Annotated in this window: 10 protein-coding genes; 8 read left to right on the forward strand and 2 right to left on the reverse strand. The window is 67.1% G+C overall.

The window, feature by feature from the left end:
* The first annotated feature begins 3 nt into the window (after positions 1 to 3).
* The 6 genes from QE385_RS04175 (at position 4) to QE385_RS04200 (ending at position 9,897) form a co-directional block, all read left to right on the forward strand.
* A complete protein-coding gene (locus tag QE385_RS04175; RefSeq protein WP_307099381.1) occupies positions 4 to 1,083 on the forward strand; it encodes an alpha/beta hydrolase family protein in 1,080 nt (359 codons plus the stop codon).
* The gene (locus tag QE385_RS04180) at positions 1,083 to 3,422 is read left to right on the forward strand and encodes a glycoside hydrolase family 95 protein (protein ID WP_307104541.1); all 2,340 of its coding nucleotides are present in this window, start codon (positions 1,083 to 1,085) and stop codon (positions 3,420 to 3,422) included. Before QE385_RS04175 ends, QE385_RS04180 begins: the two co-directional genes overlap by 1 nt.
* A 119-nt stretch (positions 3,423 to 3,541) precedes the next feature.
* Complete coding sequence (locus QE385_RS04185) at positions 3,542 to 5,452, forward strand: NPCBM/NEW2 domain-containing protein (protein ID WP_307099383.1); 1,911 nt, start codon at positions 3,542 to 3,544, stop codon at positions 5,450 to 5,452.
* A gap of 82 nt (positions 5,453 to 5,534) precedes the next feature.
* On the forward strand, positions 5,535 to 6,668 hold the full coding sequence (locus QE385_RS04190) for an endo-1,4-beta-xylanase (protein ID WP_307099385.1): 1,134 nt from the start codon (positions 5,535 to 5,537) through the stop codon (positions 6,666 to 6,668).
* The gene (locus tag QE385_RS04195; protein ID WP_307099387.1) at positions 6,665 to 8,332 is read left to right on the forward strand and encodes a glycoside hydrolase family 43 protein; all 1,668 of its coding nucleotides are present in this window, start codon (positions 6,665 to 6,667) and stop codon (positions 8,330 to 8,332) included. The genes QE385_RS04190 and QE385_RS04195 overlap by 4 nt, the downstream gene beginning before the upstream one ends.
* Complete coding sequence (locus QE385_RS04200) at positions 8,329 to 9,897, forward strand: glycoside hydrolase 43 family protein (protein ID WP_307099388.1); 1,569 nt, start codon at positions 8,329 to 8,331, stop codon at positions 9,895 to 9,897. Before QE385_RS04195 ends, QE385_RS04200 begins: the two co-directional genes overlap by 4 nt.
* A 120-nt stretch (positions 9,898 to 10,017) precedes the next feature.
* Here QE385_RS04200 and QE385_RS04205 read toward each other — a convergent pair whose 3' ends face one another.
* Both QE385_RS04205 and QE385_RS04210 read right to left on the reverse strand, forming a co-directional pair.
* Entirely contained in the window at positions 10,018 to 11,562 is a 1,545-nt protein-coding gene (locus QE385_RS04205; RefSeq protein ID WP_307099390.1) for a tryptophan halogenase family protein, read from the reverse strand.
* A gap of 69 nt (positions 11,563 to 11,631) precedes the next feature.
* Complete coding sequence (locus tag QE385_RS04210) at positions 11,632 to 14,649, reverse strand: TonB-dependent receptor (RefSeq protein WP_307099391.1); 3,018 nt, start codon at positions 14,647 to 14,649, stop codon at positions 11,632 to 11,634.
* A gap of 247 nt (positions 14,650 to 14,896) precedes the next feature.
* On the opposite strand from QE385_RS04210, the gene QE385_RS04215 reads away from it, so the two are divergent.
* Both QE385_RS04215 and QE385_RS04220 read left to right on the forward strand, forming a co-directional pair.
* A complete protein-coding gene (locus tag QE385_RS04215) occupies positions 14,897 to 15,589 on the forward strand; it encodes a SapC family protein (RefSeq protein ID WP_307099393.1) in 693 nt (230 codons plus the stop codon).
* Positions 15,586 to 16,587, forward strand: coding sequence for a cupin-like domain-containing protein (locus QE385_RS04220; RefSeq protein WP_307099395.1), 1,002 nt, complete (start codon positions 15,586 to 15,588; stop codon positions 16,585 to 16,587). Before QE385_RS04215 ends, QE385_RS04220 begins: the two co-directional genes overlap by 4 nt.
* Positions 16,588 to 16,598: the final 11 nt, after the last annotated feature.

Here is a 16,598-nt window from a genome sequence, read left to right on the forward strand (position 1 = left end):
CGCATGGCCCTTCGCCTTTCGCAGCCGCGCTGGCTGATCGCCGCCGGACTGGCGTTGCTTCCGCTCCACGCCGCGCCCGCCCAGATGGCCACCCAGGCCCCCGCCGTGGTGCCGGGCGCGAAGCCCGTGACGATCGAGCGGATCAAGGTCCATTCGCCCGCGATCGAAGGCAATCTGGAGGGCAACAGCCCCGACCGCGACGTCATCGTGGTGCTGCCGCCCGACTATGCCAGGGACAAGGCGCGCCGCTATCCGGTGGTGTATGCGCTGCACGGCTATTCGATCGGCGCGGACCAGTGGACGAAGGAGATCCATGTCCCCTCCTCGATCGAGGGCGCGTTCGCGCGCGGCGTGCCGCCGATGATCCTGGTCTTTCCCGACAGCCGGACGATGCACAACGGGTCGATGTACTCCTCGTCGCAGACGGTGGGCGACTTCGAGCGTTTCGTCAGCCACGACCTGATCGCCGCGATCGACGCGCGCTATCGCACCATCGCCCGCCGCGAAGCCCGTGGCCTGGTCGGTCATTCGATGGGCGGATACGGCACGTCGCGGATCGGGATGAAGCATGCCGACATGTACGGCGCCATCTATATGATGAGCCCCTGCTGCCTGTCGCCGCGCATGATGGCGCGGCCCGAGGGGACCGACGAGAAGCTGCTGACCGGCCTGGCCTCTCCGAAGGAATCGGAAAAGCTGAATTGGGGTCAGCGCGCGATGCTCGCCGCCTCGGCCGCCTGGTCGCCCGATCCCAAGAACCCGCCGCTCTATCTCGACCTGCCGGTCAAGGACGGCAAGGTGCGCGACGACGTGATGGCCAAGTGGCTCGCCAACACGCCGCTGGCCTTTGTCGACCAATATATCACGCCGTTGCGCAGCTACCGCGCGATCGCGCTGGACGTGGGCTCTGAGGACGGGTTGAAGGCGGATGCGCAGGCGCTGCACGACACGCTCGACCGCTATGGCATCGCGCATCGGTTCGAGATTTACGAGGGCGATCACGTCAACCGGATCGGCGTTCGTTTCCAGGACAAGGTGCTGCCCTTTTTCGGAGAAATGTTGACGGCCAAGGGCGGCCGGTGATGCGCCCGTCGCGGCGCGGGGTCCTGCACGGGCTGACCGCCGGCGCGGTTTCGGGCTCGCTGGCGGGGCCGGTCGGTGCCCGTCCGGCGGCCGCGCCCGACCCGACTCACACCCTCTGGTATCGCCAGCCCGCCAAGGCCTGGACCGAGGCGCTGCCAATCGGCAACGGGCGGCTGGGGGCGATGGTCTTTGGCGGCGTGGCGCGCGAGCGATTGCAGCTGAACGAGGATTCGCTGTGGAGCGGCGGCCCCTATGACCCGGTGAACCCCGCCGCCCGCACCGCCCTGCCCCAGGTCCGCCGCCTGATCGCGGCGGGGCAGTGGAAGGAGGCGCAGGCCCTGGCCGACAAGGCGCTGCTGGGCATTCCGCGCACCCAGATGCCCTATCAGCCGCTGGGCGACCTGACCCTCAGCTGGCCGGGGCTGAGCGATGCCGATGCGACCGGCTATCAGCGGCAACTCGATCTCGACGCCGCGACCGCGACGACGCGCTTCTCGGTCGGCGGGGTGGAGCATCGGCGGACCGTCTTCGCCTCGCCGGTCGATCAGCTGCTGATGGTGCGGATCGAGGCGGATCGCCCCTTCGACCTCGACATCGCGCTGACCTCGCCGCAACCCGACGCAAAGGTCGAGGCGGCGGACATGCGGCTGACGCTGACCGGACGCAATGCCGATCATGCGGGGGTGAAGGCGGTGCTGCGCTTTGCCGCCCGGCTCCAGGCCCGGACCGTCGGCGGCCGGGTCACGGTGTCGGGCGACCGGCTGGCGGTGCGCGGCGCGCGCGCGGTGACGCTGCGGGTCGCGATGGCCACCAGCTATCGGCGGTTCGACGACCATAGCGGCGATCCGGTCGCGCTGACCACCGCCACTCTCCGCAAGGCCGCCGCCCGCACCGACGATCGGATCGCCGCCGACGCGGTGGCCGAGCATCGCCGCCTCTATGCGCGCGTCCGCCTCGACCTTGGCACCAGTCCGCAAGGCTCGCGCCCGACCGACGAACGGGTCCGCGCCGACCGCGCGGTGGATGACCCGGCGCTGGCGACCCTGTATTTCAACTATGGCCGCTATCTGCTGATCGCCTGTTCGCGCCCCGGCGGACAGGCGGCCAATCTGCAAGGGCTGTGGAACGAGAGCACGAACCCGCCCTGGGGTTCCAAATACACGGTCAACATCAATACCGAGATGAACTACTGGCCCGCCCAGCCGACGGGGCTGGGCGAATGCGTCGCGCCGCTGGTCGCCATGATCCGTGACCTGGCCGTCACGGGCGAGCGGACCGCGCGCGATATGTATGGGGCGCGCGGCTGGGTCTGTCACCACAACACCGATCTGTGGCGCGCGACCGCCCCGATCGACGGCGCCCCCTGGGGCATGTGGCCGACCGGCGGCGCCTGGCTGTGCACCCATTTGTGGGAGCATTATGACTATGGCCGTGACCGGGCCTTCCTCGCCTCGGTCTATCCGCTGATGCGCGGGGCGGCGCTGTTCTTCCTCGACACGCTCCAGACCGATGCCCGGACCGGGCGGCTCGTCACCAGCCCTTCGCTATCGCCCGAGAACGAACATGCCCCCGGCGTCTCGATCTGCGCGGGGCCAGCGATGGACCAGCAGATCCTGCGCGACCTGTTCGATCAGGTGGCCCGCGCCGCCGCGATCCTGGATACCGACGCCGCCTTCGCCCGGCAGGTTCGTGGGGCACGCGCCCGCCTCGCCCCCGATCGGATCGGGGGCGATGGCCAGTTGCAGGAATGGCAGGAGGATTGGGACGGCCGTGCCCCCGATCCGCACCACCGCCACGTCTCGCACCTCTATGCCCTGTTCCCCAGCGACCAGATCACCCCCGACCGCACGCCCGCGCTGGCCAGCGCGGCCCGCCGGTCGCTGGAGATACGCGGCGACCAGTCGACCGGCTGGGCCACCGCCTGGCGCGCGAACCTCTGGGCGCGGCTGCACGATGGCGAGCATGCGCACCGGATCATCGCCTATCTGCTGGGGCCGCAGCGCACCTATCCCAATCTGTTCGACTCGCACCCGCCCTTTCAGATCGACGGCAATTTCGGCGGCGCGCGGGCGTTGGTCGAGATGCTGATGCAGAGCCGCGACGACGAGATCCTGCTGCTCCCCGCCCTCCCCCGCGCCTGGCACAGCGGATCGGTCGCCGGGCTGCGCGCCCGCGGTCGGACGCGGGTCGATCTGGTCTGGCGCGAGGGGCGGCTGGTTTCGGCGACACTGACCGGCGATCTGGCGGGCAGGCGGACCGTGCGGCTGGGCGAGCGCCGGGTCGCAGTGACGCTCACCCCCGGCCGCCCCGTGCGCCTTGACGGCGGCGATCTGGCCTGACCGTCTTTCGGCGGCACAAATTCCCCGCCTTTTCAATCGCAAGGCGGTGGACAGCGGCGATTTACTCGGACAAGATAAGGCCAAGATCGAATATGGGGAGGATGGCCATGCGGCCTGTCATGAGAGCGGCGCTGGGGAATGCTGTCGCCCTGATCGCGCTGGCGATATCCGGCGGTCCGGCCAGCGCACAGGCCGGGGTCGATCCGCTCGCCCCGACCGGCCGCTGGAGCGCCAATCAGGACGGGCAGGCCGCGCTGCCGCCGATGGGCTGGAACAGCTGGAACGCCTTCAACAGCGATGTCGACGAAGAGAAGGTCATGGCCTCGGCCCGGCTGATCCGGGAAAAGGGGCTGGCGGAGGCGGGCTATCGCTATATCAACATCGATGACGGCTGGTGGCTGCGTCGTCGCCAGCCCGATGGACGCATGGTCATCCGCGCGGACAAATTTCCTTCCGCCGCCGCCGGCCCCGACCAGCAGACCAGCTTTCGCCCGCTGACCGACCGGCTGCATGCCATGGGGTTCAAGGCGGGCATCTATTCCGACATCGGCCGCAACAGCTGCGGTCAGGTCTATACGCCCAGCTTCGCCAACCAGCCCGAGGGCACGGTGGCCGAGCGCGAGGTCGGGCTGTACGGCCATATCGACCAGGACATCGCGCTGTATTTCCGCGAATGGGGGTTCGATTACATCAAGGTCGACGGCTGCGGCATCCGCGGGCTGGGCAAGGATTCCGAGCATGTGCGCAAGGGCGATTATCGCGAGCTGACGCCGCTGATCGACATGAACTCGCTGGCGCGCACCGACATTCCGGCGGTCCGGGCGCTCTATGACCAAGTCGCCGCCGCGCTGCGCCGCGAGAATCCGGACGGCGACTATATCTTCTCGCTCTGCCTGTGGGGATCGTCCGACGTCCGAAGCTGGGGCAAGCAGATCGGCAATGTCTCGCGCACCAGCGACGACATCACCGCGCACTGGTCGCGGATGCTCACCAATTTCGATACCAGCGCCAGCCGCGCGCTCTATGCGCATCCGCATGGCTGGAACGACCCCGACATGCTGTTCGTCGGATCGGGCGATTTCGATGCGAACCACATGACCGAGGCGCGGTCGCATTTCGCGCTCTGGGCGATGATGAATGCGCCGCTGCTGATCGGGTTCGATCTGCGCAAGGCCAATGCCGAGCAGATCGCGCTGCTGGGCAACCGGGCGATCATCGCGCTCAACCAAGACCCGGCCGGGCATCAGGCGGTGCCCGCCTATCTGTCCGACGATGTCCAGATCTTCGTGAAGAGCCTGGCCAATGGCGACAAGGCGGTGGCGATCCTCAACCGGACCGCCAGCCCGGTCCAGCCCGTCCTGACCGCCGACCATCTGAAGCTGCGCGGCGACCGCCCGGTCGCGATGACCGATTTGTGGACGGGTCAGAAGAGCAGCTTTTCGGGTGAGACCAAGCTGACCGTCGCGCCGCACCAGACGCTGATCTACCGCGTCACGGGCGTGCACCGGCTGGCGAAGGGTCATTACCTTTCCGAAGCCCCCGGCGACGTGAACCCCGCCGAGGACGGCATCCGCACGCCCGAGGGCGATCCCACCATCCATCACGAGCTCAGCCCCTGGGGCGGCAGCAAGGGGCCGGGCGACTATCCGCAATATGCGGGCTGGGGCGGCGCGCAGGCGGACCGCACCCCCTTTGGCCGCCCCCTGCGGCTGGCGGGCAAGGGGTATGACACTGGGCTGGGCGTACTGGCCAATTCGCGGCTGGAGGTGCGCAATCGCGGGCAGGCGCGCTTTGCCGCGACGGTGGGCATCGACGACTCCGCTACCGCGCGCGGGCGAAGCGTCGTGTTCGAGGTTTACGGCGACGGACGCCTGCTCGCCCGGTCGCGGCCGATGGCGCTGAACCAGGCCCCCGCCCCGATCGAGGCCGATGTGCGGGGCCGCTCGCTGATCGAACTGGTCGCCCGCGCCGATAGCGCTCCCGGGGCGGCCCTGCCGGTCGTCTGGGGCGAGGCGCGGCTGATCGACTGATCCATTTCGACAGGGGCGATCATGGCCTTGCCGGATCGGTTGGGCCATGCGACTGTCCCGCGCAAAGACCAAGGAGAGGGTGATGGAACCCAATGGAAAGGGGCCGATGCTGACCCGTCGTCAGCAGCTGGCCGGTATCGCGGGCGGCCTGGTTATGGGAGCGCTCCCTTCGCGTCTCGACGCAGCCGGTGACGAACCGTTGAAGGACCTGGCCGCGCAAAAGGGCGTCCTGTTCGGCACCGCGATCAGCGCGGGGCGATCCTCGCCGATGGCCGATCCCGGCTATGGCGCGCTGGTGGCCCGCGAATGCGCGGTCGTCGTGCCCGAGAACGAGATGAAGGTCTATGTCCTCGGCAACGATCCGCAGGCGCTGAACTTCGGTCCCGCCGACCGGATCGCGACGTTCGCGCAGGACCATCGCATGAAGCTGCGCGGCCACACGCTGCTGTGGAATTACGGCAAATATATCTCGCCCGCGCTTGCCCAGATGGTCGAGGCGACCGGGGCCGAGAAATGGCTGCGCGCCTATATCGCGAAGGTCGCGGGGCATTTCGGCGACCGCATCTATTCCTGGGACGTGATCAACGAGACGATCGATCCCAAGACGGGCGAGGTCCGCGGCACGGTGTTCGACAAGGCGCTGGGCTTCGACGTGTTCAAGATCGCCTATGAAACCGCGCGCGAGCATGCCCCCCATGCCCAGCGCGTCTATAACGACTATATGTCCTGGGAGGTCGGCAACGAGACCCACCGCGCCGGCGTGCTCCGCCTGCTCGCGCGGTTCCGCAAGGAGAATGTCCCTGTCGACGCGCTCGGCATCCAGAGCCATCTCGGCAATGACGGCAGCCATTCGCGCGTCCAGCGCGCCGAATGGAAGCGGTTCCTGGATGAAGTCGTCGCCATGGGCTATCGCCTGCTGATCACCGAGTTCGACATCAACGACCGCGAAATGCCGCGCGACGTGGCCCGGCGCGATGCGCAGACCGCCGCCGTCGCCAAAAGCTATCTCGACCAGATGCTGGCCTATCCGCAGCTCGACCAGCTGCTGTGCTGGGGATTGTGGGACAAGCATAGCTGGCTGAACGGCTTCGCGCCGCGCGCCGACGGCCTGCCCCAGCGGCCCCTGCCCTATGACGATGAACTGAAGCCCAAGCCGATGCGCGCCGCCATCGCCGACGCGCTGCGCGCCGCCCCCGTTCGAAAGGGAATCGCATGATCCGCCGCAGCCTGACCGCGCTCGCCCTGGCGCTGGCCGCCGCCGGTGGCGCCGCCGCGCAGACCGCCAGCTTCGATCGCTTCACCTATCAGGGCCGCTCGCTCGAACAGGTGAAGCCGAAGGCGGGCGAGTATCTCAACCCGATCGTCGCGGGCTATTATCCCGATCCGTCGGTGACGCGGGTGGGCAAGGACTATTACCTCGTCAATTCGTCCTTCGCGCATTTCCCCGGACTGCCGATCTTCCATTCGACCGACCTCGTCCACTGGACCCAGATCGGCAATGCGATCGACCGGCCGGGCCAGCTCGACTTTTCGGGCCGTGCCATATCGGAGGCGGTGTTCGCGCCCGACATCAGCTATCACGACGGCACCTTCTATATCGTCAACACCTGCGTCCAGTGTCGGGGCAATTTCGTCATCACCGCGAAGAACCCCGCCGGGCCCTGGTCCGACCCGATCTGGCTGCCCTTCGAGGGGATCGACCCCTCACTCTACTGGGAGGGCGACCGCGCCTATATCGTCAACAATCGCGCCCCCGCCGAGCCGCCGCGCTATGACGGCCACCGTGCCATCTGGATCCAGGAATATGACTGGCGCGCAGGGAAAATGGTCGGCGAGAGCACGCAACTGATCAACGGCGGCGTCGACCTGTCGAAGAAGCCCGTCTGGATCGAGGGGCCGCATATCTTCAAAAAGGACGGCTGGTATTATCTGACCGCCGCCGAGGGCGGGACCAGCGTCAACCATTCGCAGGTCGTTCTCCGCTCGAAGCAATTGCGCGGCCCCTATGTCCCGTTCGCGGGCAATCCGATCCTGACCCAGCGCGATCTCGACCCCGCCCGCCCGCATCCGATCAGCGCGGCGGGCCATGCCGAGCTGATCCAGACTCAGAATGGCGACTGGTGGGCGACCTTCCTGGCGACGCGCCCCTATGCCGAGGATTATTACAATATCGGGCGCGAGACCTTCCTCCTGCCGGTGACGTGGCGCGACGGCTGGCCGATCATCCTGGACAAGGGCAAGACGGTGCCCTGGACGCAAAAACGGCCCCCGCTGCCCGCCAGCCCGGCACCCACGCTGCCGACCAGCGGCGACTTCGGCTATACCGACGAGTTCGAAGGCCAGCGTCTGGCGATGCAGTGGATCGGCATCCGCACGCCCCGAACGCCCTTCTACAGCGTGGCGAATGGCCGCCTGTCGCTGAACGGCGGCGCGGCGTTGGGCGATCGGAACGGCGTGCCCGCCTTTGTCGGGCGGCGGCAGCAGCATGTCATCGCGGACGTCTCGACCACGCTGACCTTCACCCCCAGCGCGAACGGCGCGCGGGCCGGGCTGGCGGCGATCCAGAACGACTATGCCTATCTGTTCTTCGGGCTGACCCGGATCGACGTACAGCCCCGGATCGCGCTCTATGCGCGGGAGGGCCGGAACACCCGCGACGAGACCGCGCCGGAAACGCTGATCGCCTCCGCGCCCTTCGCCGCCAAGGGGCCGGTCACGCTGACCATCCATGCCAGGGGCGGGACGATGAGCTTCGACTATCAGGCGGACGGGCGGACGGCGACGCTCAAGTCCGACCTGGATGTCCGCTTCCTCAGCACCGCCAAAGCGGGCGGGTTCGTCGGCACGGTGATCGGCCCCTATGCGTATAGCCCGCAATGACGGCGCGGCGGCTTTTCTCGCTCGCGCTCGGCGCGACACTGGCGGGGGTGTCCGCCATGGCAGGCGGGCAGGTCTGGCAATCGGATCGCGGTGACGGCACCTATGCCAACCCGCCGCTTTATGCCGATTATCCCGATCCCGACATCATCCGGGTCGGGCGCGATTTCTATTTCATCACCACCACCTTCGCGAACGTCCCCGGCCTGACGATCATGACCTCGCGCGATCTGGTGAACTGGCGCTTCGTCGGCCATGTCATCGACCGGCTGGAGGGCTTGCCCGCCTATGAGCTGAAGGATGGCGGCGCCTATCGCAAAGGCATTTTCGCGCCCAGCCTGCGCTACCGCGACGGCGTCTTCTACATCGCGGTGACGCCGGTGGGCGAGAAGACGCGCATTTATCGTTCGCGCGACATTCGCGGCCCCTGGGCGATGAACCGGATCGGCGAGGAAGCCTTTGATCCGGGGCTGTTCTTCGACACCGATGGCAGCGCCTATATCATGACATCGGTGGGGTCGGACGGCACGACCACGCTCCTTAGCCTGGACCGCGACCTGCGCCGCGTCACCGACAAGCGCGTCGTCTATTTCAACAAGGGGGCCGAGGGGTCGAAGATCGTCAAGCGCGGCGATTTCTACTATATGTTCAACGCGATACCCCGTCGGCTGGGCATGACGGTATCCCGCGCCAAAAGCCTGTTCGGCCCCTGGGAAACGCGCGACCAGATCGACGACAAGACCGGCGGCCACCAGGGTGCGATCGTCGACCTGCCCGATGGTCGCGACTATGGCTTCGTCATGGTCGACGCGGGCGCAATCGGGCGGATGACCAATATCAGCCCGGTCTTCTGGCGCGACGGCTGGCCCGTCTGGGGCACGCCCGACGCGCCCGGCCGCGTTCCCGCCACCGCGACCAAGCCGATCATGGGCCAGCCGATCCGCCAGCTCCCCGCCTCGGACGATTTTGCGGACCGCACGCTCGGCCTGCAATGGCAGTGGAACCACAACCCCCTGCCCGACCGCTGGTCGCTGACCGAACGGCCCGGCTTCCTGCGGCTGCGCGCCACCCAGGCCCCGGCGCTCTGGAGCGCGCGCAACACCCTGCTGCAAAAGGGGCAGGGGCCGTTCGGACGCGGGGTCGTGGCGATCGACACCTCACACATCGTCGCGGGCGACCAGTGCGGCTTTGGCACTTTCGGCAAATATAGCGGCCATATCGCGGTCGGGCGCGGGGCCGATGGGCGGCTGACCCTGACCATGCGGGTGATCGAGGATGTCGCCGCCGACAAGGGCACGACGCAAAAGACCGATGTCCGCGTCGACGCCCGGCCGGTCGCGGGGCAAAGGCTGTTCCTGCGCACCGACATGGATTTCCGCAGCGATCGGGCGAGCCTGGCCTATAGTCTGGACGGGCGCGATTGGCAGGGGCTGGGCGGGGACTTCCCGCTGGCGTTCGACTGGCGGACCGGCACCTTCCAGGGGCAGCAATTCGCGCTGTTCTGCTACAATCCGGGGGCCAAGGGCGGGTGGATGGACGTGGACCGCTTTACCCTGTCGGGGCGGTAGGTCGAAAGCAAATCCCTTGGCCTTCGACTTCGCTCAGGCTGAACGGCTGTGGGAATGGGCGATCTGGATACATCGCGCCGTTCAGCCTGAGCGCAGTCGTAGGCCACGCCCCCTCCCCCGTCAGATCGTCGGCAATCCCCGCTCCACGATCTTGCGGATCAGGTCGCGATGGCGCGGCAAACCCGCCAGCAATCGCCCGGTCTGCACGTCATTCTCCCGCCGCGCCCGCTCGGCGATCACGGTTTCGGCGTGGAGGCTGCCCGGCGCGATCTCGGTCCGCTGGCCCATGCCGTACAGGACATATTGATAGCTGGCCGAGGGGAAGACCTCCTCCACCCGGTCGAACTCGTCATGCATCCACGGCGTCTGGTATCGCCATAGCGCCATCAACTCCTGCAACCGGTCGGGCATCGTCTCGGCCCGGCGATTGTCGCGCCAGAAATCGCTGTCGGTCCGCTGGGTCAGCGCATAATGCAGCTTCAGGAAATCGACGATCCGGCCCCAGCGATACAGGGTCGTGTCGTTGAACCGCCTGGCGACCGTGTCCATTACCTCGCGACAGGCAGGCATCTGCTCGGCGATCAGCTTGGCGGACAGCTCGATCAGGACGATCGCCGAAGCCTCCAGCGGTTCGAGGAACCCCGCCGCCAGCCCGACGGCGACGCAGTTGCGCTCCCAGAAGCGCGTCCGGTGGCCCGCGCGGATCTTCAACTCGCGGACGGGCAGGTCGCGCCCCGCCTCGCCCAGATAGGCGCGCAGTTCGCGTTCGGCGGCATCGCGGTCGATATGGCTGCTCGAAAAGACATGGCCCACCCCGCGCCGGGTCGGCAGGCCGATATCCCATATCCACCCCGCCGACTGCGCGGTCGAGATGGTGTGCGAGGCGATCGGCGCCTCGGGATCGTCATAGGGCACCTGGATGGCCAGCGCCGTGTCGCAGAACAACACGTCGTTCAGCGGCTGGAACGCCACCCCCATCGCCTCGCCCAGCAACAGCGAGCGGAAGCCGGTGCAGTCCACGAACAGGTCGCCCGCCACTTCGCCCGCCTGCGCCGTGCGGACCGCGCGGATGTCGCCATTTTCGGCCAACAGCACCTCCTCGACATCGGCAAGGACATGCCGGACGCCCAGCGTCTCGCAGCAATGGCGGCGCAGGAAATCGGCAAATTTGCCCGCGTCGAGATGATAGGCATAATTGGCCAGCGCGTCATATTCGGGCGTCGCGATGGTCTTGGGTGCCAGCCCCGCGTCGCAGATGCGCCCCTGCGGCGTGACCGCGTCGCAGAAGCTCCCCTCGCTTTCGCCCGCCAGCCAGTGCGAGGCCAGGTTCACCTGCGCAAAGCCCTGCGGCAGCATCAGCGGGTGGTAATAGCCGTCATCCGCCGCGCCGGTGGTCCAGCGGTTGAAGCGCGCGCCCTGCTTGAACGAGGCATCGCACTGGCGGAAGAATTCGGTTTCGGACACGCCCATTCGCTTCAGCGTGGTGCGCAGCGTCGGCCAGGTCCCCTCGCCCACCCCGATGATCGGGACATTGGGGGATTCGACCAGCGTGACGGTAAAGCCATGCGGCCGCCGCCCCTGATGCCGGGCGGCGATCACGCCCGCGGTCAGCCAGCCGGCGGTGCCGCCGCCGACGATCACGATATTCTGGACGGGTTGAACCATGGTGTCAGAAGGTCCGATTGGACGCGGGGATGTCAAGCCGAAGCCCGGCATCCCCGCCCCTGGCCATCGTCAGAAACGATAGCGCGCGCCGACCGTGAAGCGGCGGCCATAGTCGAACACGTCGAGCAGCTGGTTCTTGAACCGGCCATGCGTGCTCTGCTTGTTGTTGTTCAGGTTCAGGATCTCGCCGAAGATCGAGAAGTTCTTCGACACGTCATAGCTGCTGGTCAGATCGACCTGGAAGCTCTGGTTCACGAAGGTCGGCTCGGCACCATAGGAGCCGGTATTCTGGTTCTGGCTGAACGCCAGCAGATACTCGTCGCGCCAGTTGAGCGCGGTGCGGAACTGGAAGCCATTCTTGTCATAGAAGCCGACGAAGTTGGCCGAGTTCGCAAGCCCCGTCACCGCAAAGCCGCTCTGCGAGACGTCCTTGGCGTTGTACGGCTTGTTGGTGTCGACCAGCGTGGCATTGGCCTGGAAGCCGAAGCCGCTGTCGCCGAACACCTGCTGCCAGGCGATTTCGACGCCGCGCACGGTGGCATCCGGGCCGTTGATCGACTGCGAGATCGAGAAGACGGCAGGCTGGCCGGTGGTCGGGTCGACCACGCCGTTCACCGTCTGGCGGGTCACGCCGTTGACGATGAAGTTGCTGACATTCTTCAGGAAGAAGTCGACCGACAGGTACGAGTTGCGCTGATAATACCACTCGGCGGCCAGATCGTAATTGTCCGCCAGATAGGGTTTCAGCTGCGGATTGCCGCCGCTGCCCGACAGCGCGCCGACACGCTGGCCGTTGCCGATGCTGAGCACCGGGCTGAGCAGCGTCAGGCCCGGACGGGTCAGCGTACGCGACGCGTCGAAGCGCAGCTGCAGCTTGTCGGTCACCTCCAGACGCAGGTCGAGGGTCGGCAGCATGTAGGAATAATTGTTGCGACCGACGACCGGCTGGGTCTGGGTGAAGTCGATCGACAACAAGGTCGGGTCGGCGGCGCTGCGCGTGATGGTGGTCGGCTGACGACCCTGCCCGGCCGAGCTGAGATGCGTATTCTCGTTACGCAGGCCCACCGCGATGTGCAGCGGCATGCTGGCGACCTGCGCCTCGATCTGCGCGCTGAAGAACAGCGACCAGGTCTTTTCCTGGATGGTGCGGACCGAGTTGGGATCGATCGCCTGATCGAATGCGCCGGTAAAGCCGTTGACCCCGCCGCCATAGTTGAAGCCGGGCACCGTCTGCGCCTGCGGGTTGCCCAGGCTGGTCAGATAATTCTGATAGGCCTGCGGGCTGTAGATCAGGACCGACGGCGGCAGGCCGCCCTGAAAACCGGGGATGAAGTTGTTGAGGCTGATCGAGCCCTGATACAGGTTCGACGGCAGCGGCGCGATGCCCGAGGTGCGGCCCGAGGGCGAACCGTAACCCGCATAGGCCTGCCAGTAATTGTTGGTGAAGGTGCTGGCATTCTGCTGGTAGAATTTGTCGTCGACATACTGACCGCCGGCCTTCAGCGTCAGATTGTCTTCCTTCCAGGTGGCGACGGCGCGGAATTGCTTCAGCTCGTCGGTGTTCTTCTGGGTCTGGAGCACGGTGACGTGCGAGCCGATCAGCGACGGGTCCGCCCAGCGCGCGCCGTCGCCGGCGGGGCCGAAATTGCTGATCGTCGGGAACGCCTTGTTGCTGTCACCCGTGATGTTGAAGCCCAGATTGGTGCCCAGATTGCCGCCGTAACCGATATCGCCGTTGCTGCTGCCCACGACGCCGCCGGGGTTCAGCCAGCTCTTGGCATAGGCACCGTCCGCCTCGACGGTCAGCTTCGGGCTGACGTCCCATTTGACGTTCAGGCCGGTCTGGTTGGTCTGAAGCACCTGCTTGTTGATCGCGGAGGTGAAGTCGGTCGGGGTGCCGGTCTGGGTGAAGCTGATCGCCGTACCATTGGCGTCCTGCTTCACGTTGCGCAGGTCGCCCTGGTTGAACCACACGCCGAAGCCGAACACGTCGGTCGTGATCGTCTGGCGCGAATAATTGTTGTCGAGGGTCAGCATCACGTCTTCGGACGGATGCCATTGCAGCGCGACGCGACCGTCGACGCGCTCGTCCTTGGTCCGCTGCTGCTCGGCGCCATATTGCTGCGGGAACCAGCCGGTCAGCGTGCGCTGGTCGGACGCCGCCGCCGTGCCGTTGGTGGTCGGCGCGCAGCTGGTCGCGGTGCTGCCCGACAGCTGGCAGGGCGCGAAATTGCCGCCCGGCCAGCCCGACACGAAAACCCGGTTGGTATCGGTGTCGCGGCGGGTGTAGATGAAGCTGGACAGGATGCCGATCGTGTCGTCGGCAAAGGTGTCGCTGACCAGCGCGCCCAGCGTCGGGGTAACATGACCCGAACGGTCCTGGAGCGAGCCCGAGGCGCTGACCGCCGCGCGGAAGCCGGGATGGTCGAACGGCTTGGGGAACTGGATATCGACGGTCGCGCCGATCGAGCTGGAGGCCAGCGACACGTCGGGCGTCTTCAGAACGCTGATCCCGCCGATAAAGTCCGAGCCGACGGTGCTGAAGTCGATCTGGCGGCCGCCTGCGGCGGTCGAGATGCGACGGCCGTCATAGAGGGTGGTGTTGAAGTCGCCGCCAAAGCCGCGAACCGTGATGCCGGTCGGCTCGCCGCGCGAACCGTTGCGCTGGATCGAGACGCCGGGAAGTCGCTGGAGCGACGCCGCGACGTTGGAGTCGGGGAATTTGCCGATATCCTCGGCGGAGATGGCGTCGACCACGCCGGTCGCGGTGCGCTTGATGTCGAGGTTGCGCTGGAGCGAGCTGCGCAGGCCGGTGACGATGATCTCGGCGGAGCTCGCCTCGCCGGAGGGCGACGGAGCATTGTCCTGTTCGCTGGGCGCGGTCGCCTGATCCTGCGGCGTGCCGGCCTGCTGCGCGCTGGTGGCGTTGGCCTGAACGGGCGTATCGGGACGGACGGTACCCGGCGCGGCGGTCTGCGCATAGGCGGTGCCGGGCGTGAGAAGCGCTAACGCCATCAACGGCGAGACGCCGCCCATCAGTGCACGGCGTGAAACCAGTGCGGCAACAGAAACAGTGCGAGACACCATTTTCCCCTCTCCTTCAATCTTTTATCACCGGGGCCGCCAGCGTTATGCCGCCATACCGCCCTTTCGATACGCTTATGCTACTCTTATGATAGCGCTATAACAAGCCATTTGTCAGAGCGACGGGGTCGCGTTATGCCCACCCTTGACGAAGACCTTGGGAACCGAACACAAACCGGGCTTCGACGCCGCTGTCGGCCAGCCGGACGACGCGGGGCGAGAGGATGCGACGCGAAAGGATTTGCCCGTCATGGCCGATATGGAATTGCTCGACAGCGCACGGCATGCCGCGCTCCGCGTCTCCGCCGCACCCGACCGAAACCGCCATTTCGTGCAGTTGGTGGCCGATGAGTTCCTGCCCGCCGCGCTCCATTATCCGATCCTGTTCGCCCGTCATCCGGAAACCGGCGACCTGTATCCCGGCGCGTTGATGGGGCTGGTGCCGGAGGAAAATCTCTGCCTGGGCGCGAACGGAACGCTGGCCGGATACCGCGCCGCCGACTTGGAAAGACAGGGTTTCTACGTCTCCGGCGAGAATATCGCGATCGATCCCGGCCATGCCGCGCTCGGCCAGGGCGAAGGGGACCCGATCTTCGAAAAGGACGGCGACGCCGCCCCGGCATTGCAGCGGATCCAGGCCGCCCTGCGACGGCTGCACCGGGGGCTGCCCGAGACCGAGGCCTTTGTCGGCCGCCTGCTGGCGCACAAGCTGATCGAGCCGATCGACCTCAGCTTCCGCTTCGACAATGGCGAGAGCCTGCGGCTCGACGCGCTCTATACGATCAGCCTCGATGCGCTGCACGCACACCTGCCCGACGAGGCCGCATTGGCGCTGTTCCGGTCGGGCGACCTGCAACTCATCTATGCGCAGACCGCATCAGTCCGACATATCCCGTTCCTCGCGCGGCGGCGCAACGACCGGCTGAGCGGGCTGGCGGCATGACCGACGCGGCGGTCGAGATTGATCGCGCCGCGCTCGACGGATATGACGCGTTTCGACGCCTGGTCGCCGAACCCTGTCGCCCCGCGATCATTCGGGGCGCGGCCGATGGCTGGCCGTTGCGGCAGGCGGCCAGCGCGGCGACGCTGGCCGGATATCTGGCGGGCTTCGATGCCGGACGGCAGGTGGAGGCCTTTATCGGCCCGCGCGCCATCGCCGGGCGCTACAGCTATAGCGACGACCTGACCGGCTTCAATTTCCGCCGCGAGACGATGACGCTGCGCGCCGCGATCGAACGGCTGACGAGCGGGGTCGAGACGGAGGAGAGCCTCTATATCGGATCGGTGCCGACCGAGGCGGTCCTGCCCGGACTGGCGCAGGCCAATGCCCTGCCCTTCGCGCCGCCGGGCGTGTCGCCGCTGATCTGGATCGGCGATGCGTCGACCGTGCCCTGTCATTACGACATGATGGACAATATCGCCTGCGTCGTGGCGGGGCGGCGGCGGTTCACCCTCTATCCGCCCGATGCGATCGGCGACCTCTATGTCGGGCCGATCGACCATACCATGGCTGGCCAGCCGATCGCGCTGGCCGTCGAGGCACAGAGCGGCGATCCGCGCTATCCCCGGTTCGAGCAGGCCCGGCACCGCGCGATCATGGTCGAGCTGGAGGCGGGCGATGCGCTCTACATGCCCAAGCTGTGGTGGCACCGGGTCGAGGCGACGGGGACGCTCAACATCCTGGTCAATTACTGGTGGGACGCGTTTCCGGTCAGCCCCGACCAGCCCTTCGCCGCGCTGCTCCTCGCCATGACCGCCATCGCCGCACGGCCCGAAGCGGAGCGCGCAGCGTGGCGTGCGTGGTTCGATCATTACGCGTTCCGCCGCGACGGCCATCCGCTGGCGCACCTGCCCGAGGAACGACGCGGCGTGCTGGGCGCGGCCCCGGAAAATACCGGGATGCTGCGCGCCCATGCGATGCGGATGCTGCGCGGGGGCTGAGAGGGCGTTCG

It is taken from the genome of Sphingomonas sp. SORGH_AS_0950, assembly GCF_030818415.1.
Taxonomy (GTDB): Bacteria; Pseudomonadota; Alphaproteobacteria; order Sphingomonadales; family Sphingomonadaceae; genus Sphingomonas.

Excerpts from the sequence above, each read along its gene's own strand:
- QE385_RS04180 (WP_307104541.1), top strand. The coding sequence starts at position 1,083 with ATGCGCCCGTCGCGGCGCGGGGTCCTGCACGGGCTGACCGCCGGCGCG.
- QE385_RS04215 (WP_307099393.1), top strand. The coding sequence starts at position 14,897 with ATGGCCGATATGGAATTGCTCGACAGCGCACGGCATGCCGCGCTCCGC.
- QE385_RS04185 (WP_307099383.1), top strand. The coding sequence starts at position 3,542 with ATGAGAGCGGCGCTGGGGAATGCTGTCGCCCTGATCGCGCTGGCGATA.
- QE385_RS04175 (WP_307099381.1), top strand. The coding sequence starts at position 4 with ATGGCCCTTCGCCTTTCGCAGCCGCGCTGGCTGATCGCCGCCGGACTG.
- QE385_RS04210 (WP_307099391.1), bottom strand. The coding sequence starts at position 14,649 with ATGGTGTCTCGCACTGTTTCTGTTGCCGCACTGGTTTCACGCCGTGCA.
- QE385_RS04205 (WP_307099390.1), bottom strand. The coding sequence starts at position 11,562 with ATGGTTCAACCCGTCCAGAATATCGTGATCGTCGGCGGCGGCACCGCC.
- QE385_RS04195 (WP_307099387.1), top strand. The coding sequence starts at position 6,665 with ATGATCCGCCGCAGCCTGACCGCGCTCGCCCTGGCGCTGGCCGCCGCC.
- QE385_RS04200 (WP_307099388.1), top strand. The coding sequence starts at position 8,329 with ATGACGGCGCGGCGGCTTTTCTCGCTCGCGCTCGGCGCGACACTGGCG.
- QE385_RS04220 (WP_307099395.1), top strand. The coding sequence starts at position 15,586 with ATGACCGACGCGGCGGTCGAGATTGATCGCGCCGCGCTCGACGGATAT.
- QE385_RS04190 (WP_307099385.1), top strand. The coding sequence starts at position 5,535 with ATGGAACCCAATGGAAAGGGGCCGATGCTGACCCGTCGTCAGCAGCTG.